This is a genomic window from Acidaminobacter hydrogenoformans DSM 2784, assembly GCF_900103005.1.
Classification (GTDB): Bacteria; Bacillota; Clostridia; order Peptostreptococcales; family Acidaminobacteraceae; genus Acidaminobacter; species Acidaminobacter hydrogenoformans.
Map to the genome: position 1 here is coordinate 51,411 of NZ_FMWL01000017.1, position 25,478 is coordinate 76,888.

Annotated in this window: 23 protein-coding genes and 1 riboswitch; of the genes, 4 read left to right on the top strand and 19 right to left on the bottom strand. The window is 46.4% G+C overall.

Annotated elements, in window-relative coordinates:
* Nucleotides 1–52: 52 nt before the first annotated feature.
* The 5 genes from BLP63_RS13175 to gcvT all read right to left on the bottom strand — a co-directional run bounded on the left by BLP63_RS13175 (nt 53) and on the right by gcvT (nt 5,493).
* The gene (locus BLP63_RS13175) at nt 53–904 is read right to left on the bottom strand and encodes a bifunctional 5,10-methylenetetrahydrofolate dehydrogenase/5,10-methenyltetrahydrofolate cyclohydrolase (RefSeq protein ID WP_092592351.1); all 852 of its coding nucleotides are present in this window, start codon (nt 902–904) and stop codon (nt 53–55) included.
* 108 nt (nt 905–1,012) lie between these two features.
* Nucleotides 1,013–2,479, bottom strand: coding sequence for an aminomethyl-transferring glycine dehydrogenase subunit GcvPB (gene gcvPB / locus BLP63_RS13180; protein WP_092592353.1), 1,467 nt, complete (start codon nt 2,477–2,479; stop codon nt 1,013–1,015).
* Nucleotides 2,480–3,820 carry an aminomethyl-transferring glycine dehydrogenase subunit GcvPA gene (gene gcvPA, locus BLP63_RS13185; protein ID WP_092592355.1) on the bottom strand — a complete coding sequence of 447 codons (1,341 nt, stop codon included), beginning with the start codon at nt 3,818–3,820 and terminating at the stop codon, nt 2,480–2,482.
* A 164-nt stretch (nt 3,821–3,984) separates the two neighbouring features.
* Nucleotides 3,985–4,362, bottom strand: a complete 378-nt coding sequence (gcvH, locus tag BLP63_RS13190) for a glycine cleavage system protein GcvH (protein ID WP_092592357.1) — start codon at nt 4,360–4,362, stop codon at nt 3,985–3,987.
* A 27-nt stretch (nt 4,363–4,389) separates the two neighbouring features.
* Nucleotides 4,390–5,493 carry a glycine cleavage system aminomethyltransferase GcvT gene (gene gcvT / locus BLP63_RS13195; RefSeq protein ID WP_092592359.1) on the bottom strand — a complete coding sequence of 368 codons (1,104 nt, stop codon included), beginning with the start codon at nt 5,491–5,493 and terminating at the stop codon, nt 4,390–4,392.
* A gap of 203 nt (nt 5,494–5,696) precedes the next feature.
* Nucleotides 5,697–5,812, bottom strand: a riboswitch (glycine riboswitch).
* A gap of 245 nt (nt 5,813–6,057) precedes the next feature.
* Here gcvT and BLP63_RS13200 point away from each other — a divergent pair.
* Entirely contained in the window at nt 6,058–7,050 is a 993-nt protein-coding gene (locus tag BLP63_RS13200) for a lipoate--protein ligase (RefSeq protein WP_092592361.1), read from the top strand.
* Nucleotides 7,051–7,156: 106 nt separating this feature from the next.
* On the opposite strand, the gene BLP63_RS13205 is transcribed toward BLP63_RS13200, so the two are convergent.
* The 5 genes from BLP63_RS13205 to BLP63_RS13225 all read right to left on the bottom strand — a co-directional run bounded on the left by BLP63_RS13205 (nt 7,157) and on the right by BLP63_RS13225 (nt 12,590).
* On the bottom strand, nt 7,157–7,606 hold the full coding sequence (locus tag BLP63_RS13205; RefSeq protein ID WP_170829454.1) for an RDD family protein: 450 nt from the start codon (nt 7,604–7,606) through the stop codon (nt 7,157–7,159).
* A gap of 131 nt (nt 7,607–7,737) precedes the next feature.
* Entirely contained in the window at nt 7,738–9,129 is a 1,392-nt protein-coding gene (locus tag BLP63_RS13210) for a sensor histidine kinase (protein WP_092592365.1), read from the bottom strand.
* Nucleotides 9,130–9,132: 3 nt separating this feature from the next.
* Entirely contained in the window at nt 9,133–9,822 is a 690-nt protein-coding gene (locus BLP63_RS13215; RefSeq protein WP_092592367.1) for a response regulator transcription factor, read from the bottom strand.
* Nucleotides 9,823–9,878: 56 nt separating this feature from the next.
* A complete protein-coding gene (locus tag BLP63_RS13220) occupies nt 9,879–11,231 on the bottom strand; it encodes a hypothetical protein (protein ID WP_092592369.1) in 1,353 nt (450 codons plus the stop codon).
* A gap of 234 nt (nt 11,232–11,465) precedes the next feature.
* Complete coding sequence (locus BLP63_RS13225; RefSeq protein WP_092592371.1) at nt 11,466–12,590, bottom strand: MGDG synthase family glycosyltransferase; 1,125 nt, start codon at nt 12,588–12,590, stop codon at nt 11,466–11,468.
* 299 nt (nt 12,591–12,889) lie between these two features.
* Here BLP63_RS13225 and BLP63_RS13230 point away from each other — a divergent pair, with 299 nt between their 5' ends.
* Complete coding sequence (locus tag BLP63_RS13230) at nt 12,890–13,282, top strand: DUF2177 family protein (protein ID WP_092592373.1); 393 nt, start codon at nt 12,890–12,892, stop codon at nt 13,280–13,282.
* 61 nt (nt 13,283–13,343) lie between these two features.
* Here BLP63_RS13230 and BLP63_RS13235 read toward each other — a convergent pair whose 3' ends face one another.
* From BLP63_RS13235 to BLP63_RS13275, 9 genes are all read right to left on the bottom strand, one after another.
* Nucleotides 13,344–14,534 carry a glycine C-acetyltransferase gene (locus tag BLP63_RS13235; protein WP_092592375.1) on the bottom strand — a complete coding sequence of 397 codons (1,191 nt, stop codon included), beginning with the start codon at nt 14,532–14,534 and terminating at the stop codon, nt 13,344–13,346.
* Nucleotides 14,535–14,772: 238 nt separating this feature from the next.
* A complete protein-coding gene (locus BLP63_RS13240; RefSeq protein ID WP_092592377.1) occupies nt 14,773–15,789 on the bottom strand; it encodes an epoxyqueuosine reductase in 1,017 nt (338 codons plus the stop codon).
* Nucleotides 15,786–16,616 (bottom strand): deoxyribonuclease IV, encoded by an 831-nt coding sequence (locus BLP63_RS13245; RefSeq protein WP_330387164.1) that lies wholly within the window; start codon nt 16,614–16,616, stop codon nt 15,786–15,788. Before BLP63_RS13245 ends, BLP63_RS13240 begins: the two co-directional genes overlap by 4 nt.
* A gap of 52 nt (nt 16,617–16,668) precedes the next feature.
* A complete protein-coding gene (locus tag BLP63_RS13250; protein ID WP_092592381.1) occupies nt 16,669–17,256 on the bottom strand; it encodes an ArsR/SmtB family transcription factor in 588 nt (195 codons plus the stop codon).
* 50 nt (nt 17,257–17,306) lie between these two features.
* Complete coding sequence (locus BLP63_RS13255; RefSeq protein WP_170829455.1) at nt 17,307–18,971, bottom strand: PP2C family protein-serine/threonine phosphatase; 1,665 nt, start codon at nt 18,969–18,971, stop codon at nt 17,307–17,309.
* A gap of 44 nt (nt 18,972–19,015) precedes the next feature.
* A complete protein-coding gene (locus tag BLP63_RS13260) occupies nt 19,016–20,665 on the bottom strand; it encodes a nucleoside kinase (RefSeq protein WP_242870916.1) in 1,650 nt (549 codons plus the stop codon).
* 2 nt (nt 20,666–20,667) lie between these two features.
* Entirely contained in the window at nt 20,668–21,492 is an 825-nt protein-coding gene (locus BLP63_RS13265; protein ID WP_092592387.1) for a hypothetical protein, read from the bottom strand.
* 47 nt (nt 21,493–21,539) lie between these two features.
* Nucleotides 21,540–22,448 (bottom strand): RluA family pseudouridine synthase, encoded by a 909-nt coding sequence (locus tag BLP63_RS13270; protein WP_170829456.1) that lies wholly within the window; start codon nt 22,446–22,448, stop codon nt 21,540–21,542.
* 4 nt (nt 22,449–22,452) lie between these two features.
* Entirely contained in the window at nt 22,453–23,301 is an 849-nt protein-coding gene (locus BLP63_RS13275) for a GNAT family N-acetyltransferase (RefSeq protein ID WP_092592391.1), read from the bottom strand.
* A gap of 309 nt (nt 23,302–23,610) precedes the next feature.
* On the opposite strand from BLP63_RS13275, the gene BLP63_RS13280 reads away from it, so the two are divergent.
* Entirely contained in the window at nt 23,611–24,174 is a 564-nt protein-coding gene (locus BLP63_RS13280) for an MltG/YceG/YrrL family protein (RefSeq protein WP_092592393.1), read from the top strand.
* A 44-nt stretch (nt 24,175–24,218) separates the two neighbouring features.
* Nucleotides 24,219–25,157, top strand: a complete 939-nt coding sequence (locus BLP63_RS13285; protein ID WP_092592395.1) for an acetamidase/formamidase family protein — start codon at nt 24,219–24,221, stop codon at nt 25,155–25,157.
* The last annotated feature ends 321 nt before the right edge of the window (nt 25,158–25,478 follow it).

Genomic DNA, 25,478 nt, shown 5'->3' on the forward strand with positions numbered 1-25,478 from the left:
CGCACACTCCTTATTCACTGTTCCAACCCGTTAGGCAGTGGCGGCCTGATGCCTAAAATTCAAGCCCATTCTGCTTGTGCGCTGCTTTAACCGCGTTATGCATGAGCATTGCGATTGTTGTCGTTCCAACACCACCCGGAACCGGTGTGATCATTGAAACCTTGTCCTTCACATCCTCAAAGTCAACATCCCCAACGATCTTTCCATCCTCGCTATGGATCCCGACGTCGATTACAATCGCGCCGTCGCCAACCATATTTGCCTTCACAAACTTTTTCTTGCCGATGGCTGCGATCAAGACATCCGCTTTGGAAGTCACCTCAGCGAGATCCTTGGTCTTGGAATGACAAATCGTTACCGTCGCATTCTTTCTGAGCATCAGCATTGCAGCCGGTTTACCGACAATATTGCTGCGGCCGAGGACCACAACATTTTTGCCCGTGAAATCGAGCTCTTCAATTTCTGTCATTTTATAAATACCATATGGCGTGCATGGCACGAACCCATCCTCGCCAATGGACAAGTTGCCTACATTCATAGGATGAAAACCGTCTACATCCTTCAGTGGGTCTATGGTTTCTATGACACGTTTCTCATCTATGCCTTTCGGAAGCGGCATTTGAACAATCAATCCGTGAACAGACTTATCCCCGTTGATTTCACGAATCTTCTCCAGAAGCTCTGCTTCTGTAATCGTTGCCGGAAGCGCCACAACTTCAGAAGCAACGCCATATTTTTGAGAAGATCTCGCGATCATACCTACATAAGCCATAGCCGCGTCATCCTCACCAATGATGATGACATCCAGCTTTGGTTCAATGGATTTGCTTTTAAGAAATTCTACTTTTGCCAATATTTCCTTTTTAACCGCTTCAGCTGTCTTTTTCCCTTCGAGCAAGCGCATTTCAAAATAACCTCCTGTCGTGTTAATAGGTTTATAGAAAGAAAGCAAAACAGAGCAGTCTTACAGCACTGATCTGTTTTGCTTATCGGTTTGTTTCTTAAGCTCAGGCTAGCCTTTGAGCGAATCCTTGTAAGTGAGGATCAGGTCACGCGCAGCCTTGGCTTCATTGATTCTCTTAACAGGTGTATTGTGTGGTGCTTCCTTGAGAAGCTCAGGTGACTCAATGGCTTCATGAGCTATCTTGATCATAGCATCGCAAAACTCGTCGAGGGTTTCCTTGCTCTCAGTTTCCGTTGGCTCGACCATAATTGCTTCGTGGACGATCAGTGGGAAGTAAATGGTTGGCGGATGATACCCATAATCAAGCAAACGCTTGGCAACGTCCAGCGTGCTGACAACCATGCCATTTTCCTTGACACCCGCAAGAACGAACTCATGCTTGCAAAGTCTGTCCATTGGAAGGTCAAAGTCCTTCTTCAAGCGGTGCATCATGTAGTTTGCGTTGAGGACAGCCGTTTCACTGACTTCCTTGATGCCCTCGCGACCCATAGTCTTGATATAGGTATAAGCGCGAAGAAGGATGCCATAGTTGCCATAGAAACCTTTAATTTTACCAATGGAAAGCGGACGGTCATAATCCATGAAATACTTGCCGTCTTTTAAGCTGACTACCGGCTTTGGAAGGAATGGCTCGAGGAATTTCTTGACGCCTACAGGGCCTGCGCCAGGACCGCCGCCGCCGTGAGGCGTGGAGAACGTTTTATGCAGGTTGTAGTGCATAACGTCAAAGCCCATGTCGCCAGGGCGAGTTTTGCCCATAATGGCATTCATGTTGGCGCCGTCATAGTAGAGGAGACCGCCGGCTTCGTGAACGAGCTCCGCGATTTCCTTGATGCTTTTCTCGAAAAGGCCAAGGGTGCTCGGGTTTGTCAGCATGAAGCCGGCAACCTCGTCACTCAGTGCTGCTTTTAAAGCTTCCACGTTGACGGAGCCATCTGCTTCAGACGCGATCTCAACAATATCAAAGCCTGCTACTGCAGCAGTCGCAGGGTTTGTGCCGTGAGCTGAGTCAGGAACAATGATCTTGGTTCTCTTGAAATCATTGTTGTGCTGATGATAAGCCTTGATCAGGAACAGGCCAAGGAGCTCACCGTGAGCGCCGGCAGCAGGCTGGAGGGTAACGCTGTCCATACCTGCAATTTCAGCCAGCATGTCAGAAAGCTCATGCATCATGCGCAGCGTGCCTTGGAGCGTTGAATCCGGCTGATATGGGTGCAGTCTTGACATACCTGGTACAGAAGCTGCATCTTCATTAATTTTAGGGTTATATTTCATAGTACAGGAGCCAAGTGGATAGAAACCTGTGTCCACACCGTAGTTCTTGTTGGAAAGACCAGTGTAATGCCTTACGACATCCACTTCACACAGCTCAGGAAGCTGTGCGTCTTCTTTTCTGAGAAGCTCAGGCGCAATAGCAGATGACAGCTCCACGGATGGAACACCCGTGGCAGGCAGCGAATATGCCTTACGGCCTTCTTTGGAAACTTCGAAAAGCAGTTTTTCATAAACTCTCATCTACATCACCTCCAGCATTGAGCAAAGTCGATCGATTTCCGCCTTGCTCCGCATTTCGGTCACGCAGAAGAGATGGCCGCCCTCGATCCCATAATCCTCAGCAAGGGAAAATCCACCAAGGAAGCCGTTGTCGATCAGATATTGGTCAATTTTCTCAAAAGGAACATCACTGACCAAGGCGAACTCTTTGAAGAAGCCTTTGCCTTCAAAAGCAGGCTTGAATTTGCCAGTTGCGATCAGCTTGTCATAAGTGTACTGCGCTTTGTCAAAGCACTGCTTTGCAACTTCCTTCAAGCCCTCTTTACCCATGGTCGCCATGTAAATGGAGCCCATAAGAACGTTGAGGCCTTGGTTGGAACAAATGTTGGAAGTCGCTTTGTATCTGCGGATATGCTGCTCACGCGCCTGAAGTGTCAATACAAAAGCACGCTTGCCGTCCAAGTCTTCGGATTGGCCAACGATTCTGCCTGGAATTTTCCGGACGTGCTCGGAGCGCGTCGCGAGGAATCCGAGGTAAGGACCGCCAAAGTTGATGACGTTGCCGAGACCCTGGCCTTCGCCAATAACGATGTCAGCGCCGTAATTGCCCGGCGTTTCGAGAACTGCCAGTGAAATTGGATCTACATAGGCAATGAAGATTGACTTTGTTTCTTTAGCCACTGCACCAAGGGCGTGCATATCTTCTACCATCCCCAGGAAGTTAGGGCTTTGAATGATAACGCCGGCGCAATTTGGACACATAGCTGCTCTAAGCGTCTCAGGGTTGGTTTTGCCGTTCTCGAGCTCAACTTCAACCATTTCGAAGTCTCTGAAGTGGAAGTACGTCTTCATGACGCTTCTCGCTTCAGGATTCAATCCCTTTGAAACGACAATTTTCTTTTTGCGCTTGATGGTTGCCGCCATGATAGCCGCTTCGACCGCAGCCGTAGGGCCGTCATACATGGACGCGTTTGAAGCATCCATACCGGTGAGTTCACACAGCATGGACTGGTACTCAAAGATAACCTGAAGTGTGCCTTGGCTGATCTCAGGCTGATACGGCGTGTAAGCCGTAAAAAATTCCGAACGGCCAGCCAAATGCTTGATCGTTGTAGGAATGTAGTGATCATATGCGCCCGCGCCTCTAAAGCAAACGAGCTGGTCAATGGATTTGTTCAGGCAGGAAAGCTGCTGAAGCTGATTCATCATTTCGATTTCTGAATATCCTGGTTCAAGATTCAATTCACCATTGAAGCGCAGGTTTTCCGGAATATCAAAAAACAGCGACTCCATGGACGGCGCACCGATCACCTTGAGCATATCCTGGCGATCTTGCTCCGTGTTGGCAATGAATTTATGCATGTCCAACCTCCTATGATTAATTTCACAAGTTGCGTTACTATGGCTGATGCTTCATTAATTTAAAAAGCGTGTTCCTTTGGCAATAGACAAGCGGACACGAATCCCGAAGAATTCGTGTCGCTTTTTACTCGCTTAAACAACGCGGTTTAATTCGTTATCAGCGATTATTCAGCGATAAACGCTTCGTAAGCTTCAGCGCTCATCAAGCCTTCAAGCTCAGAAGCGTCGCTGAGTTCAATTTCAAAAATCCAGCTCTCGTAAGGATCTGAGTTAATTGCCTCAGGACCGTCAGCCAGCTCTTCGTTGACAGCTGTAACGACGCCGGAAACAGGAGAGTAAGAGTCAGAAGCCGCCTTAACGGATTCAATAACGCCGAAAACATCACCTGCGCTGAGCTCTGCGCCCACTTCTGGAAGCTCAAGGTAAACAATGTCGCCCAACTGATGAGCCGCATGGTCAGTAACGCCGAGTTTAGCCTTGTTGCCTTCTACCTTTACCCACTCATGGTCTTCAGAATAGTACAGTCCTTTTACAACATTCATCAAAAATCCCTCCGTTTAATATGTTTTTTATTTTTTATATTGCTTAGTGTAGAAACGCTTGCTGACAACTTTTGCTTTGGCAGCTTTGCCGCGGATGAGAACATCCACTTCAGTGCCCATCTCTGAGTATTTTGCGTCGATTAATGCATTCGCTATGGTTCTGCCAAGGGTTGGAGACGTATAGCCTGTTGCGATATGTCCAATCACTTCGCCATTGACAGCGACTTCATAGCCGTGGCGCGGAACGCCTCTGTCAACCATTTCAAGACCTACAGTTTTGCGCGCTAAGCCTTCTGCCTTCTGCTTGACAAGAACATCACTTCCAATAAAAGGTGTGTCCAGCTTGACAAAGAATCCTACGCCTGCCTCAAGCGGGCTGATGTTGTCGTCGAATTCATTGCCATAGAGCGGAAGTCCAGCTTCAAAACGGAGTGTGTCGCGGCAGCCGAGACCAGCAGGTTTGACGCCGAGGTCCTGGCCTTCTTTAAGCATTGCTTCCCAAATGACAGGTGCAGCTTCATGGGACATATAGACTTCGAAACCGTCTTCGCCTGTATAGCCGGTTCTCGACACTATAGTATCATATCCGCAGACTTTGACGCCATCCTTAAAATAGAAGAATTCAATACTGTTAAGATCTGTGTCTGTCAAACGTTGAAGGAGCGCCTGAGCATTTGGTCCCTGGATGGCAATTTCACTCATGCCGTCTGACAAATTGACGAGCTCAACATCAAAGCCTTCCGCTTGCTTCTGCATCCATGCAAAGTCTTTGTCGACATTGGAAGCATTGATGACGAGAAAATAATGTTCTTCTGAGTACTTGTAGTTGAGGAGATCATCCACGACGCCGCCATTTTCATTACACATCATGGCATAAGCAATTTGATTAGGATTTAGCAGTGATACGTTGTTGGTAACGAGGTTGTTGACAAATTTCTCAGCGTCTTTTCCTTTAACAGAAACTTCACCCATGTGTGAAACATCAAAAATACCTACTTTTTTTCTGACTGCTTCGTGCTCTGCTACGAGGCCTTCGTACTGTATTGGCATCTCCCAGCCTGCAAACTCGACGATTTTTCCGCCTGCCTTTAGATGCGATTCATACAGCGAGGTTCTCTTAAGCTCTGACATTTTTGCATCCCTCCCATTAATCGTGGACTGACTCATTTTTACCCAATTTTTCCTTCTGTAACACATGCCCTGTTGCCTTTTTTTGTTAAGTAATTGACAATAAAAAAGAACACAACAACAGGTTTCGCCCGTGCTGCGTTCTCTGTTGATTTGCCTGAGAGCTTTACTCCTTCGGCGCCGCCCAATACGGCTTTTCAGAGACCTATCCTGAAGCCTTCCTTTTGCCTGAGAGTTTTTGACATCATTTGGCGAACGATATCATTGCTCCTTCGGCTACCCCTGCGGCATCTGCCGCGGTGTGATCTCAGACTTCAATCATCTAGAAATATTCAGCTTTTTGAATTGTGACTGGTTTTTAAAGCTCATATAGACTATACCTCAACTTAGTCAATTCCACAACTATAATTTATCTTTTCACATACAATTCTGTCAATTCTCTACAAACACAGCGTTTCCATGTCTTTGTTCGTCAACCCAACCTGAACGCCGCTCCCCGCCAGCTTGACGATCCTCTCTTTTAACGCTATTATGATTCCATTCACTTAACTGAAAGGAGACTTTGTTTTGTTGATTTTGATAAATGACAACAACAATCCCTATTTCAATTTAGCCTCTGAAGAATATATTCTGAACACTTATCGTGAAGATTGCTTTATGCTGTGGCGCAACCGCCCTTCTATTATCGTGGGAAAAAATCAAAACACCATGGCAGAAATCAACGTAGATTATGTTAAGGCGCACCAGATCCCAGTCGTTCGGCGTCTATCCGGAGGCGGCGCAGTTTTTCATGACTTTGGGAACCTGAACTTTACCTTCATTAAGACAGATGCCGGGAAGAGCTTCAGTGATTTCAGGGGCTTCACCGAACCAATTTTGGAAGTGCTTCAGTCGCTGGGTGTCAACGCGGAATTTTCAGGCCGAAATGATTTGACCATTGACGGGAAAAAATTCTCGGGCAACGCGCAATACAAGCGCCACGACAGAACCCTCCACCACGGGACTCTCCTTTTTACTTCCGAGATCGCAGACCTTTCTGCGGCACTGAGGCCCAGAGCCAGCAAGTTTGAAGGCAAGAGCGTCCAGTCTGTCGTCAGTCGCGTTACAAATATTCAGGAACACTTGAAGCATCTGGACACACCTTTGGATCTCGACAAATTTCAAGCAATGATTCAAGATCACGTCATTCAGCGGTTTGGTGCTGATTCCATCCATCCTTTCAACGAGAAGGACATTGCCGCTATCAATAAACTTGTCGAAGAAAAATATGGCACCTGGGAATGGAACTTTGGTAAATCTCCGGATTACAGCTATCAAAAAGAAAAGAAATTCGCAGGAGGCCTCGTGGAAATTCACTTGGATGTCCGCCAGGGCGTCATTCAAAAGGCCCGTATCTTCGGTGATTTTTTCAGCCGTTTAGATGTGAAGGACATAGAAAATGCCCTCGCAGGTCAGCCCCATGATCTCAGTGCTTTGAGAGAAGTCTATGAGCGCTTTGCCATAGGCGAAGATTATTTCAATAATATCACAGTTGAGGACCTTCTCGAAATTTCACTTTAGACCACTGTATGACCTGTCTTTCTCAGATCCCAGCAGACAAGTTTTTGTATAAAAACGACAAATCCGCTTTGCATTACAGCGCTTAGACTGTGGCAAAGCGGATTTTTTATCCTTGAACAAAAAATTCGTCATCATCCTGACTTCTCCGGGCAGGCAGCTTTAACTGCACAATTTCCACGACTTGAGAATGAAACATCTTGTCGTGCCATCCCGCAGCCTCGTTGTCAATGATGATCCAGATAAATCCAATCATTAAGATCACACCAGACGCCGCTTTGCCAACAGTCTCTCGAAGCAGCATTCTGAAAAATGGCAAGTCACGACCGGTAGGTTTGTCAATCACCTTCATATCCAGAATAAACTTGCCAAGGGTGGTCGCATGGGCCATCAAATACAAATTAAGTCCTGTCATTGCGACCAGTCCTGCCCAGGCGCCGGAAATCCAAAATGAACCTCCTAAAATGCGCTCAAAAGCGTAGATGACAGAGCCCCATGCCAACAAGTCAAGCAGGAACGCTTCCAATCTCTTAATAGGTTTTGCAGACCGCGTCATCATAAGGCTCACCCCCTTCTTCAAGACTAACCTCATTATACAACGGATCTCTTAAGAGAATCTTCTCAAAAGATTAACTGTACATAACTTCGTCCCAGAATGCCATGCATAGAAAACCGACAACAAAAAACCAATCAGCGCCTCAGATGGATCGCCGCTGTTGTTCCTTTGCCTGGTGCACTGTCGAGAACCAGCTTCCCACCGTGCAGTTCCACAATTTCGTCACAAATCGCGAGGCCTAACCCACTTCCGGATTTTTTGCTTGTACCCTTATAAAATTTATCTTTGGCATGTTTGAGTTCTTCCTTCGACATGCCAATGCCCTGATCCGCAATCGTTATGACAACCTCATCCTCCAGCTCCTCAAGGTGAACGGTTACCCGTTTGCCGGGGAGAGAAAATTTTATGGCATTATCCAGCAAATTGATAACCACTTGCTTCAGCCTGTTGCTGTCACCTTCCAAAAAAACTTCCTCTGACTTCAGTACAAATTCAATTTGAACGCCTTCCTTTTCAGCTCTTGGCTTGTACATTTCTATGATTTCAGCAAGCTCCTGATCGAGTCTGAATACTTCCAGATACAAGGTAAACCTTCCGCTCTCAATTCTTGAAAAGTCCAGCAATTCTGTCACCATAACGGATAACCGCTCAGTTTCACGCATAATGACACCCAGTCCCCGCTCGACTTGAGACATGTCTTCAAAGCCACCCGTTAAAATGGTTTCTCCCCAACCCGTAATCGCTGTCAGGGGTGTCCGAATCTCGTGTGAAATAGAAGAGATGAACTCGTTTTTCATAACCTCGGACTTTTGCAGTTGATCCGCCATGTAATTGATAGTTTCGCACAATTCTCCAATTTCATCTTTGTAATGGTAGGGAATGCGTTCGGACAGATCCCCTTCTGCCATCCTCTTGGATACCCGGATGATGTTTCGAATAGGCGTCAGAATAGAACGACTGAAGCTCTCTGAAGTAATCAACATCAATACCAGTATGACGCCTACCGCAAACAATGAGTATACCGCTGCACGATAAATCATGGCATCAGCGTAGGTCAATGAGGAAACATAGCGAATAGCCGCTATGGTACTGCCTTCCTGACGCCGGATTGTTCCGGTAATCGCCATGAGCCGCTCACCGGTCTCCGGATTTCTGCCTATCCATTTTGAGGGTTCCCCGGCCAGCGCCTCAGAATAATCCTCTGTCTGAACGGGCGCTTCAGGAATGAACCCGGCAGAGGAATAGTGAATAACACCTTCGAGGTCAAGCACCTGAAGCTCTACGAGATCACCGGACTCGAAGTCCCTGACAATCAGCTGAGCGACCTCATCAAACGAATACTGGTTCTGTTGAAGATATTTTTCATAAAATCCGGTTGTTACGGATAAATAATTTTCAAGGCCTCTGTAAACGTAATTATAATAAAAGCTGCGTACCGTCAGCAAAAAAGCGAACAGAATAACCAGCGCAACCCCCATGACAATCAAAAGGTAGGTTCTGACCCAGCGCTTTTTAATTCCCTGCATGGGTTATTCCGCCTTCTTCCACTTGTAACCAAGTCCCCATACCGTCATGATGAATTCCGGATTTGAGGGGTCAGCCTCCAGCTTCTGACGCAGTCTTCTAATGTTCACGTCCACGATCTTATAGCTTCCAAAAAAGTTTTCGCCCCAGACATGGTCAAGGATGTATTCCCGGCTTAGCGGTTTGCCTTCGTTTTTTACCAGTGTTGCGACAATAGCGAACTCCAGCTGCGTTAAATCTATTTCTTCATCATTCTTGAAAATTTGACGGTTTTCAAAATCAATGACAAATGGCTTCACGTTGTAGCGCTCGCTATTGTCCTCTTTTAGGAGTTTGACGCGTCTGAAGAGAGAATCGATTCTGGCCACCAGCTCTTTAGGACTGAAGGGTTTGACCATATAATCGTCTGCGCCATTCAAAAGGCCTTGAATTTTATCAGTCTCCATGGATTTAGCCGTCAACATGATGATCCCCATGTATTTATTGGTTTCCCGTATACGCTTGCACACCTCAAAACCATCTATACCAGGCAGCATCACGTCGAGTACCGCAATATCAATTTTAACCTGGGATACGATTTCCAAAGCCTCTTCGCCCGTTCCGGCCTCATAAACCTGATAGCCATACCGCTTTATATTGATCACAACAAATTCCCGGATATCCGGCTGATCTTCCAAAACCAGAATATTACCCATAAAGTGCCTCCCATATTGTTATTAAGGCTTATACAGCCTCTTTGCTCCAACACTTATCAGTTCAACAGTTCAAACGCTTCTAAAAGCTGATCATCTGACATGCCAAATTCCACGGAAGTCAAAGCGTCATTTGAAAAGGTCTTTCCATAATAATAATGATTCATAGTCCTGGCAAGTTCAAAATACCCAAGGGACTTGATCTGCCCATCCGCCAGATCCGCGTCTGAGCGCTTTATGACCAAAACCTCGAGAATTTTAACCCGTTTGATGCCATCCTCCTGAACTTCAACAAAGGCTATGCCCTGATCATTTCGTGTCAACGTCACTGTATCATTCCAAATCAATGGCATAGTTACCCTGAACCCCAGCCTTTGATCGTCATACGTCTTCATGACCGGAATTAAGTTTTCTTCGCTATCCCAACGATTCCATTGAGTAATCCAGGGCACGTCACGCTTGGCCACACGGTCATAACCGAGGGGACTGATCAAAGTTGGAATCTCAATCCAGCCATTTTGATCAACATCCTCTGTCAGTCTAAAATCAAAACGGTAAGTAGGCGCGTTCTCTGACGAACCACTAACCCCAAATCGCTTTATAAGCTTCCCGTCTATTTCAACCAGAGCCTCTGAAAAAGTGGCGCCGCCTGTAAGCGAAGCGTCCAGGACAATCCCATAACGGCCATCCTCGACAAGTCCGCTGGTCATGCGCTCATACCTGTGTGCATCACTCGAAAGTGTGACACTGTCCTGTCTGCTGACACCATCCGCATCCAGGGTATAAAGCCTCGCTTCAGCCCTGTTTTCAGGTCTTGACAGCAAAAAGGTGACGAGTTCATCTGCCCCATCCAAATCCATATCTACAATATGAAAGTTTGTATAAACTTCTCTGAAAATCTCCTCATAAACTCCAGTGCCACCACCGAAATCCGTCAATCCGTCATTTGCCTGATAAACAGACAGACCTTTGCTCAGCGATGAGCCACCCAGCCAACCAACGACGATTTCCTTATTCCCGTCACCGTTCAGATCAGGAAAACCGACTTGATCCACGTCATAACCAATTCCTACAATTGGCGCCAAAGTCTCCCAGACGCCGCTTTCATCCTTATACAGAATTGCTGCCTTCAGCGCATTTTGCTCGTTTTCATCCTTAAAAAACGCGACTGCCTCATCCTGCTGATCACCATTAAGATCGATAAACTGGATCGCAGCCCTCAGCACGCCAGAGGACGGATTCATCAACCTGAGGCCGCCGCCGTAATAATCAAACAACGCTGTTTTAACCGATTCAAGCTCTGTCGGAAGCTTGGGCGGCCGCATGATCTCCGCGTTCTGCACGTCGAACATGCAGCCTTGCAAGACAAACGCTGAAAGTGAAATCAGAAGGACTGTTATTAAACGCCTCATAAAGCCCTAAACTCCTTTTATACCAATAATTAAGCAACTGCATTAGTTTCGCCTGTTATTATTCCTATTGTATCATACACGACAGTTCTTCACAGCTGGTTACAAAACGAAAAAAAAGAGGCACGCCTTTATGCCTCATTTCAGGAGCACCAAAGATGGCACCCCGGCTCTATGGGATAATTTCATCATATTTCACCATTTACATCCTATGAACAACAGTCTGATCTGCTTGGCCTAAGCCATCCGTTCACTCTTGATTAATAACTGGTCTGCCAGGTTTACTATTTTCTCAGTCGAGTAATGTCTGGAAATGTTATCCATACTTTCTATCATAGACAAATAGAGCGTCTTGTCTTTCCTTAAGCGTTCGAGCTCTTCCCCAATCTGCTCAATGCGCTCGACGTAAATTGCAGCGCCGGTTTCAATGAGGAACTCAGTATTCTCAAACTCCTGACCTGGGATTGCAAAAGGAACAATCATTGGGATACGCTTTGAAAGCGCTTCAGTCGTTGTGAGTCCGCCCGGCTTAGTCACAATGACATCGCAAAGATCCATCAGCATTGAAACCTCCCGTGTGAAGCCATAGACCACGAGCTTCCCGGCAGCTATAGCTTCTGAATAGCTGCTCTCAAGCATGGTCTTCAAGGCTTCGTTTCTTCCGCAGATCACAAGAAGCTGATAGCTTGATTCAGATTCTGTCAGCGTCTGAACGACATGGCCAATGTCCTTCGAACCCATGCTGCCGCCCATGACGAGCACTTTGAAGTCTTGAATCAGCTTTAAAAATTCCGGCGACTTTGGCTGATACGTCTGGAACTCTTCCGTGACCGGGATCCCGTAAGGATGAATTTTTTCAGAAGGAATCCCCATTTCAACAAGTGACGCCTTGGTATATTCACTGCCAGTGATATAAGCATCAACCTCCGGCGACAAGTAAGTGCAGTGCGCCTTAAAATCCGTCACAACGGAAAAAAATTTCGCTTTGATTTTTCCCTTCGCTTTCAAATCTGAAATAATCCCTACCGCGAAGGGATGTGTCCCTACTATTATGGACGGATTCAGGGTCTTCACGTCCTCATAGAGCCTCCGCCTGATCATAAACATGCTGTATCTGAGAAAGCGGCGATTGACGCTTTTTCTGTTAAAAGCCCTGTACATAAACCCATATAGAGACGGCAGCCGGTTGGCGAGAACTTTATAACCATCTTCCACAACAATATTCATGGAATGGCTCGTCTCTTTAAACAAATCCATAGTTTTTGTCTCATAACCCGCCTCCCTGAATTTTTGCTCAAGGGAACGCGCAGCAGCATTGTGTCCTTCGCCTGTTGAGGCTGTGAGAATTAGGACTTTTTTCATGATCGTTGCCTCCACTTCAGACCGCAGCCTGATTATGTTTCAATTTTCCCTGGTAAAATGACAATGCCTGGCCTCTTAGCAAATTGTACGTTATAAAAATTAAATCCGGTGATGCTAAAAGTTAAATTTCCATTAAGTCATAACACGCCCAAGTTTAGATCATACACGATTACTTCAATTTTTTCAATGATGGCCGATGGTTCCGTGAACCTCCACCACACAAATATCAGCAAGGTGCGCAATCACCGCTACAATTGGGTATAATAAACTTAATTTCAGAAGAAGGAGCGTGAATTGAATTGTCCGTTAAAACCTACCTTACTGCGCTCATTGTCTTTTTTGCGATCGATTTGCTCTGGCTGGGCATTATAGCCGCAAAGCTGTACCGTCAATATTTGGGCTTCATTATGGCAGATAAAATCAATTGGCCCGCCGCGCTGATCTTTTATGGGATCTTCATCAGCGGTCTCGTCTATTTCGTCATTGAACCAGCCCTGCTCAAGCAAAGCTTGGCTTATGCCATAGGTGCCGGTGCCTTCTTTGGATTTTTGACCTATGCGACCTACGATCTGACGAATTTGGCAACCCTAAAGGATTGGCCACTCCCCATCACCATCATTGACTTAATCTGGGGCAGCTTTCTCAGCGCCTCTGTCAGTGGAATTTCCTACCTAATCCTGCAGAAATTTTAGCAACCGTAATTAAGAGAAGACGCTCATGCCAAAGTTTTTGGCGCTGAGCGTCTTCATAGTTTTATTTAAGAATATTGAGCTGTTTGCCAGCCTTCTCGAAAATCTCAACAGCCCGGTCAAGCTGTTCTGTTGTATGGGCCGCAGTCACCATAACCCGGACTCTGCCCGTACCCTTTGGCACGGTTGGGAAGACGATTGGCGAGACATAGACACCAAGGTCAAACAAAGTTTTTGAAAACTGCATTGTCTTCGCTTCTTCACCAATCATAACAGGTGTTATTGGTGTTTGACTGTGGCCAATGTCATAACCCAGAGCGGACATGCCTTTCTTAAAGTACTGAGCGTTTGCCCAAAGTCGGTCTGTGTATTCCGTGGAAGTCATCAGCATATCCAGCGCTTCGAGGATGGCACCCACAGCTGCGGGAGGCAGCGAGGTGGAAAAGAGAAGCGGTCTGCCTCTATGACTTAACCAGTCTCTCATAGTTTCACTGCCGGCAACATAACCGCCAATAACGCCTATGGCTTTGGATAAGGTACCAATGGTAAAATCGACTCGCCCGTGCAGCCCAAAATGGTCCACCGTACCGCGGCCGCTTTCGCCGAGAACGCCTGAGCCATGGGCATCATCCACATAAGTCATGCACTCATAACGCTCAGCGAGATTGACAATATCCGGAAGCGGCGCTATGTCGCCATCCATGCTGAAAACACCGTCTGTTATGATCAAACAATTTTTGTATGCGCCTCTTCGCTCCTTGAGGACACGCTCAAGGTCATTCATGTCGCTGTGTTTGTATACAGCTCTTGCAGCTTTGGACAACCTTGAGCCATCAATAATGGATGCGTGATTCAATTCGTCAGAAATAATCAGGTCGCCATCTGCCGTAATGGCTTGGATGGCACCAGCATTGCAATTGAAGCCTGACTGGAAGCTCATGACAGCTTCCTCTCTCTTGAACTCCGCAAGTTTTTTATCCAGGGCTTCATGAAGATCCATGTTTCCAATAATGGTTCGTACCGCACCGGAGCCAACGCCGTATTTTTCTATCGCTTGAATAGCCGCTGCCTTCATGCGGGGATGGTTTGCGAAACCCAAATAGTTGTTGGAAGACAAATTGATGACTTTCTTCCCGTTCAATATGACTTCTGCTTCATTTGGCCCCTCAAGGACGGGAAGCTTCCGATAAACGCCGTCTGCTTTCAACGTTTCAAGGTTTTCTTTGAGGTATTGCAGCTCATGTATGTTTGACATGTGATACGCCCCTTTTCGACAATTTGATGACACGCCGCACTCTGGCCTGCCCAGTGGATTTTTTTCGTTACAAGTTTATCACTCTATGTCGACGAGTTCAATGGCGGACAATGAAATTTACATAATATTTTTTGTTCGCCTGATGCGGACAAGTTATCTAAGCTGATAAAACTGGCGTTTCAAGGATCGCTTAAACGATTTTTTCGGAATGCCCGGTGATCTGGGTCCATAGCCAATTTTAAAGTTTTTCGGTTTCTAATATCCGCGAAAGTTCGCAGAGCTGCGCCGGCATTTTACCCTCGCGCTCCCATACGGCCAAAGTCGCCAAAAGCTGAACGTTGCCGCTATTGTACAGGTTGATCAGGGCATTTCTCTGCAGGGTTTTCAGCCCACGCCAAGCGAAGCCATGATGATGAAAGCGTTCCTGAAAACCTCTTTTATTAAGGCTAAAAAGCTCAAAGGGATTCAAACGATTTGGGGTCGCAGATTTTAGCAGCCTCGACTCTTCCCGCTTCTTATTCTTTGGACAAACACGCTGACAAATGTCACAACCATAAAGTGACGTACCCATCCAGTCCATTTCCTTTTCTGTCAGCGCTCTTTTTTGCTGTGTCAAATTGGAAATACAGCGCGTTGTCGCAAACTCATAATCCCCTTGCAGCGCGCCGCTTGGACATGCCTCCTGACAAAGCCTGCAGCTGCCGCACTCCGAATAAGGCGCAGCATCAAGACGGCCAGTGGATTCCAGTGTTGCTTTGGTCAGCAGATAACCGTAAACTACCGCGCTGCCCCAGCGTTCATGGATCAACAGCTGATTTCTGCCATAGGTACCGAGTCCGGCCAAGAAAGCGAGGTACCGATCATTTAAAGGTCCCGTGTCGCAAAAAACCATGGTTTCACCGCTGTCATGATCCCGAAGCCAAGAGGCTAATCCTGCCAGTTTTTCTTTGACGCGGTCATGATAGTCGTATCCCCAAGCCATGGCCGACACCTCACAGACTGCCAGAGGATCAGCCGCTGGCCCGGGAAACAGCTCATAAGGCAAACCTATGACAATTATGGACTTCACACCAGGCATAACCTTTTCCGGCTTGCCAACCAGCTCTAAAGGCGGTTCAAAACCACTGATCGCACCTTTTTTCAATTTAGAAGCCAACGACCGCTCCGGAACTGGCATATCCATTGCTTCCAGCGTCCCAATAATAGGGATTCCAAGCGTTTGTGCAGCCGCTTTCAACCTTTGGAATGAAATCATACGCCCATGCGATCCTTAATTAATGCAATTTCCTTAGCATAACCCTCTAACTCATTTGGCGTCTCAAGCAGGATGGGAAGTGATCGTATGGCAGGATGTCCAATAAAAGCCATTAAAGGCTCCAGACCAATCAAACCTTCTCCGAGCTTCTCATGCCTGTCTTTCTTGGCTGCGAAAGGCGTCATGGAATCATTAAAATGGATGGCTTTCAGCCGGTCCAGGCCCACAATCTTGTCAAACTCTTCAAGTACCTGATCCAGATGATTAATATAATCATACCCAGCTGAAAATATATGGCAGGTGTCCAGGCATACACCCATTTTCTCAGAATGCGTCACATTGTCTATGATCTCTCTCAGCTGCTCGAATGTAAAGCCTACTTCCGATCCCTTTCCGGACATGGTTTCTAACAGCAGCGTCGTCGATTCATTCCCTGTAAGCGTCTCGTTGATCACGCCAGAAATCAGCTCAATCCCCTTCTCAACACCTTGTTTGACGTGTGAGCCTGGATGAAAATTGTAAAGCGTGGCAGGAAAAGCTTCCATCCTTTCCAAATCCTCTTTGAAGGATCGCTTGGCAAAATCGAAAACCTTTGGATCCGCCGCTGCCAGATTCATAGTATATGGCGCGTGGGCCAGCAGCGGTCCAAAATTATTGTCCCGCATCAGCGCCGCTGCTCTTTCATAGTCCTGAAGGTCTATGGCCTTTGCGCTGCCGCCCCGCGGGTTTCTCGTAAAAAACTGAAAGGTATTGGCGCCAATTGAGATGGCTTCTTTTACAGCCGACTCAAACCCTTTGGCTATAGATAAATGACACCCAATATGCATAATTCATCTCCCTAAATTTTCGTTCTGATCAAAAGGTTATCCTTCGAAGCTGTTACGTCTCTTGATTTTCAGACGGGCGCTGTTCCATAGGGATGATCATGCTCGCAGTGAAATACGGCACAGTCCCCGGACGAGGCACTTTCTTTTCCGACAAATAAGACCGCATGACTTCCTGGAGCTTCTGATTCAGCTCATTTGCCTCTTCCGGAGTCATGTAGTACTCATAATCATAGTTGATTTTTCTTGGCTGCGCTATAACCTTGCTGTTGACCGACGCGTAAAACTCTTTTGAAATTGTTTCATAAAGCGCAATGGTTGCTTTGCCAAAGCTTTCTTTCATTTTAGTGTCTTCAGGATGGATCGCTGAGGCATCCAGTAATATTGACTCCGCTACTGGCATGTAATATTTTTCTACAACACCTTGCTTTACCTTGACCTCAACCAGCTTAAGGATTCCCACACCTGCAAGTGTTTTAATGTGATAATTGACGCGCCCGTGGGGTTCTCCCAGCTTCCTGGATATATCCTTGGCGCTTGCCGGCTTATTTTCAAAGGCTTCCAATATTTTTATTCTGTAGGGACTGGACAGCGCTTTGATCTGTTCCAAGCTTTTCACTATAAGTACTTCATCGATCGCCATTAAATGCCCCCCTGTTTCACTTTTCTTTTTCTATAGGTATTGGATCATGGCTATTCAATTTCCATTATAAAATAACTGATATCATCTTTAAGTTTGTCCATTTTGGGATAAATCCTGCCAATCAAGCGCTCGTTCAGAGCTTTGAGAGACATCTCGACATGATCTTCCATAAACTCTTCCAGTCCGACTTGATCCATGACTCTGTTTTTTTCCATATCGATCAAGCCATCTGTGTAGAATACGACTCTGTCCCCAGGCTGAAGTTCGATGGTGGCACTTTGATACTCAGGCTTGTACAAGTCGCTGAATTTACATATTGGAAACCCCAAGCTTTCATCCAGCGTCTTTATGCTTCCACTTCGTGAAACAACAAAGGGCTGGCAATTCATCCCGCCCGAGCAATAGGTCAAGGTTCTGTTTGAAAGACAGTAGGACGCGAAAAAGATGACCATATGCATCTCATCAGGAAAGTTCATCCGATTGAACTCTTCATAAAAATTAGAAAGGTTTTTATGGGGCTTAAGGCCTCTATAGCGCTTAATCAAGCGCTCTGTGGACTTTATATAGTTGTTGCAGAACATGGTCATCAGCGCTGCGGATATACCGTGACCGGAAACATCAAGGATATACATGCCCAGGTGGTCATCATCAATTCTATAGATGTCATAGAAGTCGCCGCTCAAGTCCTCACAAGGAAAGTAGCCTGTGACAAACGCCGCATTCTTAATGGCAAAGCGCTGCTCGGGGAGCAGAGACTGTTGAATGTTCCTCGCGTATTCCAGCTCTGTCTCAAATTTTCTGTTTCGCTCAAAAATCTCTTTGGTCCGCTTTTGAATCACTCTGTCGAGGTTGTTCGCATAAAGGGTAATCTGTTTTTCCTTGAGATCAATTTCATTTAAAGGATCTCCTATACCTTTCCTGTAAAATTCGAGAAGCAAAAGGGCAAAGCCCGCCAAACTGAGCAGAATTGAGAAAATTGGGGCACCAGCGCCATAATTGAAACTCAAAATTGCGAAAGCTTTTGAGAAAAACAGAGCGACGTATCCCACCACGACACCAAGATATCTGTAATCATCATCAATATAGGCGTGTCTGAAGGCCATCATCATGAGCAGCAATACGACGACCGCAGAAAAATAGTCCAGTGATAAAGAGACTGTCTTAGACACTTCTGCCGCAAAAGCGCTGTCGTTTGTGATCTGGTCGAGACCAAGGACAATAACCGCCGTCAGCAGTACCGGCGCCAGCGGCAACAGCTTGGCTAATCTAATAGGTTTCATTTTTATTTTGTATTCCTGCGGGATCCATTCCGCCGCAAGGGCAGATAGAAAAAATACGAGATGCCCCCCCGCGAGCAAGCTTGAAGCCACATTCACCGGAGACTCCAGAAGCCCCGGTCCGCCAAAGTCTATGAGCAGGTGCATAACATATGCTGTCAGCGCCACTGAAAACCCTACCGAATAAACCAGGCTTCCCGCCCTTTGGCTTTTGATATACATATAGTAAAGGATGTTGTAAAGTGCTGTGAGCACAATGACCGTAGAGACGTGGATCAATATGGCAAGCTCGCTTTGCCAAGGGCCTCCAACATAAAGATCAAAGCTCTCATAAGAACGCTGATAAAGCGTCAATAATCCAAGCAGCATCAGAAACGCCAGGGGAGGCTTTAGAAATTCAGTTTGAACACGATTCAACTGCTTTGTTACGGTTTCCATCCACATTCACCTCAATCCCTGTGCCTTTTTCCCGGACAAGCATGTCAAAAACAGCTGCCCCCAATAAACTCCTTCAAAATGGATGTGGCTGGCACATCCTGATCCGAGTCAATGGAAACAAAATAGCTCAAAAATTTCAGCAGCCGCTTTGCCTCGATACTCTCTTCACACGTTTCATCAATGCTTCGAAGCAGCGGCTCGGCGTATTTCTTCAGGATAGCCAGCTCATAGACCATGGAACTGTTGAACATGACATCTGCCTCTTCCTGGAACGGGAATATATTTCGCTCTTCACCACGCCTGACGGAAGGCCAGCGTTGTATGGTGGCGCCCGCCGAATGGCCTCGCGTTCTGTGGTCTCTGATAATTCTCCTGATGAGTCTTGAATCTGTGGTAGGAATGCGATTATGCTCATCAATATTCAGCTGCGTCAGGGCGCTGATATAGATCTTGAACTTCGTTTGCCTGTCAATTATTTCTGTCATTTTTTCATTCAAGCCGTGAATTCCCTCTATGACCAGAGGCTGATCCGCGTCTATCTTGAGCTTGCGGCCGTTGTATTCTCTCTCGCCAGTCAAAAAGTTAAACGTTGGCAGGTCAACGGTCTCCCCCGCCAAAAGCCTTGTGACATCTTCATTAAACTTTTGTGTGTCCACTGCTTCGAGTGACTCAAAATCATATTCTCCGTTTTCATCAAGCGGTGTGTGCGCCCTGTCGACAAAATAATCGTCCGTGCCCAGAGTCACAGGTCTGAGTCCGTTGACTCTGAGCTGGATCATTAAACGGTGGGCAAAAGTTGTTTTTCCTGAGGATGATGGTCCTGCAATAAGTATGACACGCTTGCCGCTCTTTTGGATCTGGTCGGCAATCTGAGCGATTTTTTTTTCGTGAAGCGCCTCCGCGATCCTGATCATCTCCGGGTGCTGACCGCTGACAATCATGTCATTCAAGTTATAAACATAGCTGACGTCGAGAATCCTCGCCCATGTCTCGGATTCTCTATAGACCTGGGCAAGTTTTTCCTGCTCGAGATATTCTGGAAGTGTGAATTGTGAGAAACGGTCCGGGTGCATGAGAATAAGACCATCGGCATAACGCTTGAGGTCGAACAAAAAAAGATAGCGGGTGCTTGGCACCATGTAGCCATAAAAGTAATTCTTCATCCAACCGAGGGAATACACATTGATGTAGTCGCTTTTTCTGTAATCCAGAAGGCGCTTTTTGGAACCCATGCGCAGGTCTTCGAAAATCTGTGCCGCCTCCGCTTTGGAGACACGTTCCTTCATAAACAGCTCTCCACTGTCAATAATGTCCGCCATTCGCTGTCTGATTTCAAAAACATCTGCGTCCGTCAACGGTCTTTCATAATGGACCTCTACATAGAGCCCCTTGTTGAGTGAATGCTCAACCGTCAAATGGATGTCAGAAAAGCATTCAATGGCCGCCCTGATCAAAACGAGGAGCAAACTCCGCTGATAAATTCGAACGCCATCCTGATTTGACAAATCGATGAATTCAATTGTCACATCCTCCGTAAGGGATGTCGTCAGCTCTCTGAGGGAACGCGCCACCTTGGCTGCTACAATCAAAGGGCGGCCATTTGCCTGAAACTGGTCCGAAATCGCTTCAATAAGCGTACCTTCAGGCAACTGCAGGCGCTGTCCCTCTACATTCACGGTAATAAGCTTGTCCACGTTCAACAGCGCGATCCCCTTTCGCCAGAAGGCATTGCTTTCTCACTGCCATTATTCTTAATCCCTTTTAATTGCTCGACAATAAGGTCATTGACCTCTTCATACTTGGAGCCATTGATCTCGAGACCCAGCAATTCTACGCACTTCTTAAACTCTTTCAGGGCAGTGTAAGGGTCACCATAGACCTTGACAAGCTCACTGCGGCTGACACCTGAAAATCCGTGTCCTACAATGGAGTCATTCCTGATCTCAATCATGTCATTCATTCTTTTGGAATTCAGGATCCGTGCGATCTCATCATACCGTGTATCCTCCAGATGCCTGTTGATATAGGTCGTAATCGCGAAAACGACGTTGGCATTGTAGATTTTATAACGTTTTCTCAGTATTTTCATTATACTTCGCTTCTGCATGGCTTCAATATGCATGGAAAAATTGCCTTGCTGCAAATGCCGTTCTACGAAGATATACTTGAAAATTGCTTCCTTAAACCGGTAAGCCCTCCCCAGAAAATCGATATACTCTTCATTGACCAATTGAAATCTCGTATTTTCAAGCAGTTCAGCGAATACGGCTTCAGGGACGCCTGAAATCAGCTGCTGAAGATTCTTTTTAAGTCGCAGGACGCTTTTGTTTTTCGCGAAATCGTCTTCCAAACGCCCAAGCTTTACCAGTGCGGTGTTAAAATCAAAATTCACGGCCGAACGGCATGAGTCCAGCAGGATCGCAGGATCTGTATCCCGGAGTCCAAGTTCCTCAAGAATGTCAAGGGCGCCGCCATAGTCGAAACGATCGATAAGTTTACAAATGGATTGGTAGCTATGCATCTGTGATCTCACCCCTTCGCGTTTTGTGATGACAATTTGCTTCCAGCTCAGTGATTTGCCGTTGGAAGCGCCGCTATAAAACGGTCCAGCTCCTGGGAGTGGTTTTCAAAGACACGGTTTTCTACGACGAGTTTGTAGGCATGAAGCAGCTGATTCTCGACATCCGGTCTTCGTCTGGCGCCATATTTTAAGTCCCCGACTATTGGATGCCCAATGGAGGCAAGAGAAGCTCTAATCTGGTGACTCCTCCCTGTCACGAGTTCCACCTCGAGGATTGTAAACCCACCCCTGATTTCCAGCGGCTTATAAAGTGTATGGAAAAATTTCGTCTCATCAGAATCTCTCTTTACAATCCTGACTTTGTTTCGTTCTTCGTCTTTTATCAAATAGCCCTTTATTTCTCCAGGTTTGCCAATAATACCTTCAACCACGCACAAATAAAATTTGGCGATTTTTCGTTCTCTCATCAGCGCGTTATAATGCTTCAGGGCATCATAGGTCTTTGCGAAGAGAACAAGGCCGCTGGTATTTTTGTCCAGCCTGTGAACCGGCGCCGGTTTGAAAGTTCTGGTTGAGAGGTGGCTGAGATAGATCTGTACCTTGGAGGACAAGGTCCGTTTGTATTCCGTTTTATCCGGATGAGTCAGAATGCCTTTTGGCTTGTTGACAATCAAAATCTCATCATCTTCATAGACGATCTCAAGGGAGACTTCTTCCGGAGAAACTTGCTGAATCTCAGTGACCAGTGAATCAAAGGTTTCGTCACTGAGATAGATATTCACCTGATCCCCTGACTGAAGAAAATACTCCGGCGCCACTTTCCCGCCGTTGACCTTGAAAGTATTCTTTCGCATAAGTTTATAGATCGTCGAACGGTTCGCACGTCCGAGCAGTTTGAGAAGATAACGGTCAAGCCTTTGACCCTGTTCGCTTTCACCAATTATAATTTGTTTCAAATTGTCAGCTCCTATCATAATCCAGATGAATTTCCAGCAAAATCGCCTGGGTTTTGAAGCCAAGTGCCTCATAAAGGCCCCGCGCTTCACTGTTATCCGTATAAACACATAATATAGGCGTCATGTTTTTATCGAAGACACGTTTCATCAGCGCTCTTGTCACATAGCCGCCACAGCCTTTGCCCCGCATGACTGGGTCGACATAAATGCCCCCGAGCATAGCCGATTCAGGCGTATAGTATTCAATGGCACCGTGAGCGATCAGTTCTCCCCCGTGGTCGCAAAAAATTTGTTCCCCATCCGCAACACGCTGGACGATCCGTTGTTTCAATCGATTGATTGAACTGGGATGAAGGGCAAATGCTTTTTCAATCCGCTGCATCAGTGCTGCCGCTTCTTTTAAGTCAAGTGCCTCCGGCAGACGGCACACCTCTCCAAATCCAGGCGCTTCACTTCCTGGCAGGGATTGCGCCATCATAATCATAATGTCATTTGAATCCTGTATCGTAGAAAAAGGCTTCGCGATATGCATCACCTGATGCACAGCGCCGGGATTTCCCTTTATCCATTTGGGCCTGTAGCTTCGGATCAGTTTCAGAAAATCATATTTTCCCATCAAGCCTCGATCTCCAGAGAGGATGAAGAGATGCTCATGCATTAGAAATACCATCAGACCCGTTATGCCATCTATACTCCCATAAAGATAAACATCAATATTCTCAGGGATGCTTTTAATTTTTGTGCCCTGAAACTCCAGCAGAGAATAAACTGGCGCCGCTGAAGCAGCATTGGCCACGAGAAAAGCCTCTGTCATTTTATAGTGAATTGTTGTCATTTTAAAAAATTCGGGCATGTCATTCCCTCCCTCTCTGACTCACCACAATTATCTTTAATTGTAACATGACGGAAGGCGAAATGACACTCCCCGTAATACTTTGTTGCCAAAACTCACACGCCTTTCAGAATTGTATCATGTACATTTTTCGTGTTCTTTCAAGTTTTATGGAGAGTAATTGTTGGAGCTCACCTTGGATCCGGTTAAAAAATAATGACAAACTACTGCCGAAGCACTGGTCTCAGTTTCATTGAGCCCAACTTTGTGCTATGCTTATCTTAGAAATATCATGGGTATTTTACTTATTTCTTGAAACGGGAGGAACCTATGGGTGAGAAGATAAAGGACATTCTGTATGATCTTGGCGACGTTTTAATCACACTCCTGATCGTAGTGTTAATCATTGGGACCGTCTCGTGGAAAATATCAGACTCCATGACCTATTCAAACGCCCTCGCAAAGTCTCAGCCACCTGTCATTTCTGAAGAAACAGGCACTGAAGCCCAGACGCCAGAGCAGTCCGGCACACCGGAAAACGGGGACAGCGAAAGTGGTCAGCAAGCCTCTTCTGAAGTGCAGCCCTCTGTGAATACGTTGCCAGCCAGTGGCTCAAGCAGCGACTCAAGCAGCGACTCGAGCAGCACGCCGGCAAGCGGCGGCGCAACCTCACCTGCTGCGAGCGGCGAAAAGTTCACCATAGAAATCAAGAGCGGCTCCACAGGCTATGCTATTGCTAAGCTTCTGGTAGAAAAGGGCCTTGTCACCGACACACAAACCTTTATACAGCGGGTTGAAGCGCTCAAGCTCGGCTCAAAACTCAAAGCCGGCACTTTTGAAGTGGCTAAAGGCATGCCGCTGGACGATTTGATTCGAGTCATCACCGGCAATTAAACCAGCAGAGTCCCTATAAGAGATAATGAGGAGTTGTTGCGAGCATGAAGCATTTTGATGGAAGCGCCTGCATCTACGCGTTTGCCCCACATATGCAGCCCATAGGGTCCGTCTCGCCGGGAGAACGTTTTACAGTCATGACACATGATTGTTTTCATGAACAGATTCAGACTGAGGGACAAACCCTTTCTGAAATTGATTATGATCGTTTAAATCCCGCAACAGGGCCTATCTTTGTCGACAATGCCCACCCTGGTGATCTGCTGAAAATCACGCTCCACGACATCAGGGTCGCAGACCGCGGCATTGCCATTGTGGTACCCGGCGAAGGTCTCCTTGGGCACCATGTCGAAAACAGCATGGTCAAAATCATCCCTATAAATGGTACGCATTGTACGTATAAAGGCCTTAACCTTCCTCTTGCGCCTATGGTTGGCGTCATAGGCACAGCCCCCTCAGAAGCTTCAGGCACTTGGGGAACTGCCTCACCCTGGATGCACGGCGGCAATATGGACACCAAAGACATTTGCGCCGGCAATATTTTATATCTCCCTGTAAATACAGAAGGCGCGCTTCTCGCCCTTGGAGATTGTCACGCTGCCATGGGAGATGGAGAGCTGTGCTTCACCGGTCTTGAGGTACAGGCTGAAGTTGAGCTTACACTTGAGTTAATTCCAGGCGCTGCACAAAAGTGGCCTGTGCTTGAAACCCTGGAAGCTTACATGGTCATAGCGTCAGGGGACACGGTAGATGACGCGCTGTATGAAGCCTCATTTCAGGCTGTGACAATGCTGGCGTCATGCCTGGACATGACGTTCGAGGAAGCTTATTTGCTGGCCAGCCTATATGTTGATCTCAAAATAAGTCAAGTCGTCGACCCCAAAAAGACAGTTCGTGCAGCCGTTCCAAAGTCGGTCTTGTCTGAAACACATAGGGCATCACTTTTTAGGGGAGATAATGTCATCCCATCTGAGAAGAAATAATTAAAACCATCCCTTAGCACTAAAAAGGAGTTGTTGCGAAACTATAACATTTAGTTTCACAGCAACTCTTTTTTTACGCCAATTGGAATTACTGACTTTCAATAATTTTGCTTATTGACAAACCATCCATGAGATCTTGAATTATAGGGTCGACAATAAAGCCTATTCACCGTATTTTTAAATATCTGGTCTAAGCTGCTTTTTTGTACTCGATAATGCCGGTTTGGTTGTTTTGGATTTTGCTATGAAGCTTATTCAGATTTATTGCCATAGCAACCATCATCATATCCGCCACTATTTTTTTCATACCCCTACGACGAA

Excerpts from the sequence above, each read along its gene's own strand:
- BLP63_RS13215 (WP_092592367.1), bottom strand. The coding sequence starts at position 9,822 with ATGGGTAATATTCTGGTTTTGGAAGATCAGCCGGATATCCGGGAATTT.
- gcvH (WP_092592357.1), bottom strand. The coding sequence starts at position 4,362 with ATGAATGTTGTAAAAGGACTGTACTATTCTGAAGACCATGAGTGGGTA.
- BLP63_RS13245 (WP_330387164.1), bottom strand. The coding sequence starts at position 16,616 with ATGCATATTGGGTGTCATTTATCTATAGCCAAAGGGTTTGAGTCGGCT.
- BLP63_RS13240 (WP_092592377.1), bottom strand. The coding sequence starts at position 15,789 with ATGATTTCATTCCAAAGGTTGAAAGCGGCTGCACAAACGCTTGGAATC.
- BLP63_RS13175 (WP_092592351.1), bottom strand. The coding sequence starts at position 904 with ATGCGCTTGCTCGAAGGGAAAAAGACAGCTGAAGCGGTTAAAAAGGAA.
- BLP63_RS13265 (WP_092592387.1), bottom strand. The coding sequence starts at position 21,492 with ATGCATAGCTACCAATCCATTTGTAAACTTATCGATCGTTTCGACTAT.
- BLP63_RS13205 (WP_170829454.1), bottom strand. The coding sequence starts at position 7,606 with ATGATGACGCGGTCTGCAAAACCTATTAAGAGATTGGAAGCGTTCCTG.
- gcvT (WP_092592359.1), bottom strand. The coding sequence starts at position 5,493 with ATGTCAGAGCTTAAGAGAACCTCGCTGTATGAATCGCATCTAAAGGCA.
- BLP63_RS13210 (WP_092592365.1), bottom strand. The coding sequence starts at position 9,129 with ATGCAGGGAATTAAAAAGCGCTGGGTCAGAACCTACCTTTTGATTGTC.
- gcvPA (WP_092592355.1), bottom strand. The coding sequence starts at position 3,820 with ATGCATAAATTCATTGCCAACACGGAGCAAGATCGCCAGGATATGCTC.
- BLP63_RS13225 (WP_092592371.1), bottom strand. The coding sequence starts at position 12,590 with ATGAAAAAAGTCCTAATTCTCACAGCCTCAACAGGCGAAGGACACAAT.
- BLP63_RS13235 (WP_092592375.1), bottom strand. The coding sequence starts at position 14,534 with ATGTCAAACATACATGAGCTGCAATACCTCAAAGAAAACCTTGAAACG.
- BLP63_RS13280 (WP_092592393.1), top strand. The coding sequence starts at position 23,611 with ATGGGTGAGAAGATAAAGGACATTCTGTATGATCTTGGCGACGTTTTA.
- BLP63_RS13285 (WP_092592395.1), top strand. The coding sequence starts at position 24,219 with ATGAAGCATTTTGATGGAAGCGCCTGCATCTACGCGTTTGCCCCACAT.
- BLP63_RS13250 (WP_092592381.1), bottom strand. The coding sequence starts at position 17,256 with ATGGCGATCGATGAAGTACTTATAGTGAAAAGCTTGGAACAGATCAAA.
- BLP63_RS13220 (WP_092592369.1), bottom strand. The coding sequence starts at position 11,231 with ATGAGGCGTTTAATAACAGTCCTTCTGATTTCACTTTCAGCGTTTGTC.
- BLP63_RS13275 (WP_092592391.1), bottom strand. The coding sequence starts at position 23,301 with ATGCCCGAATTTTTTAAAATGACAACAATTCACTATAAAATGACAGAG.
- BLP63_RS13255 (WP_170829455.1), bottom strand. The coding sequence starts at position 18,971 with ATGGAAACCGTAACAAAGCAGTTGAATCGTGTTCAAACTGAATTTCTA.
- gcvPB (WP_092592353.1), bottom strand. The coding sequence starts at position 2,479 with ATGAGAGTTTATGAAAAACTGCTTTTCGAAGTTTCCAAAGAAGGCCGT.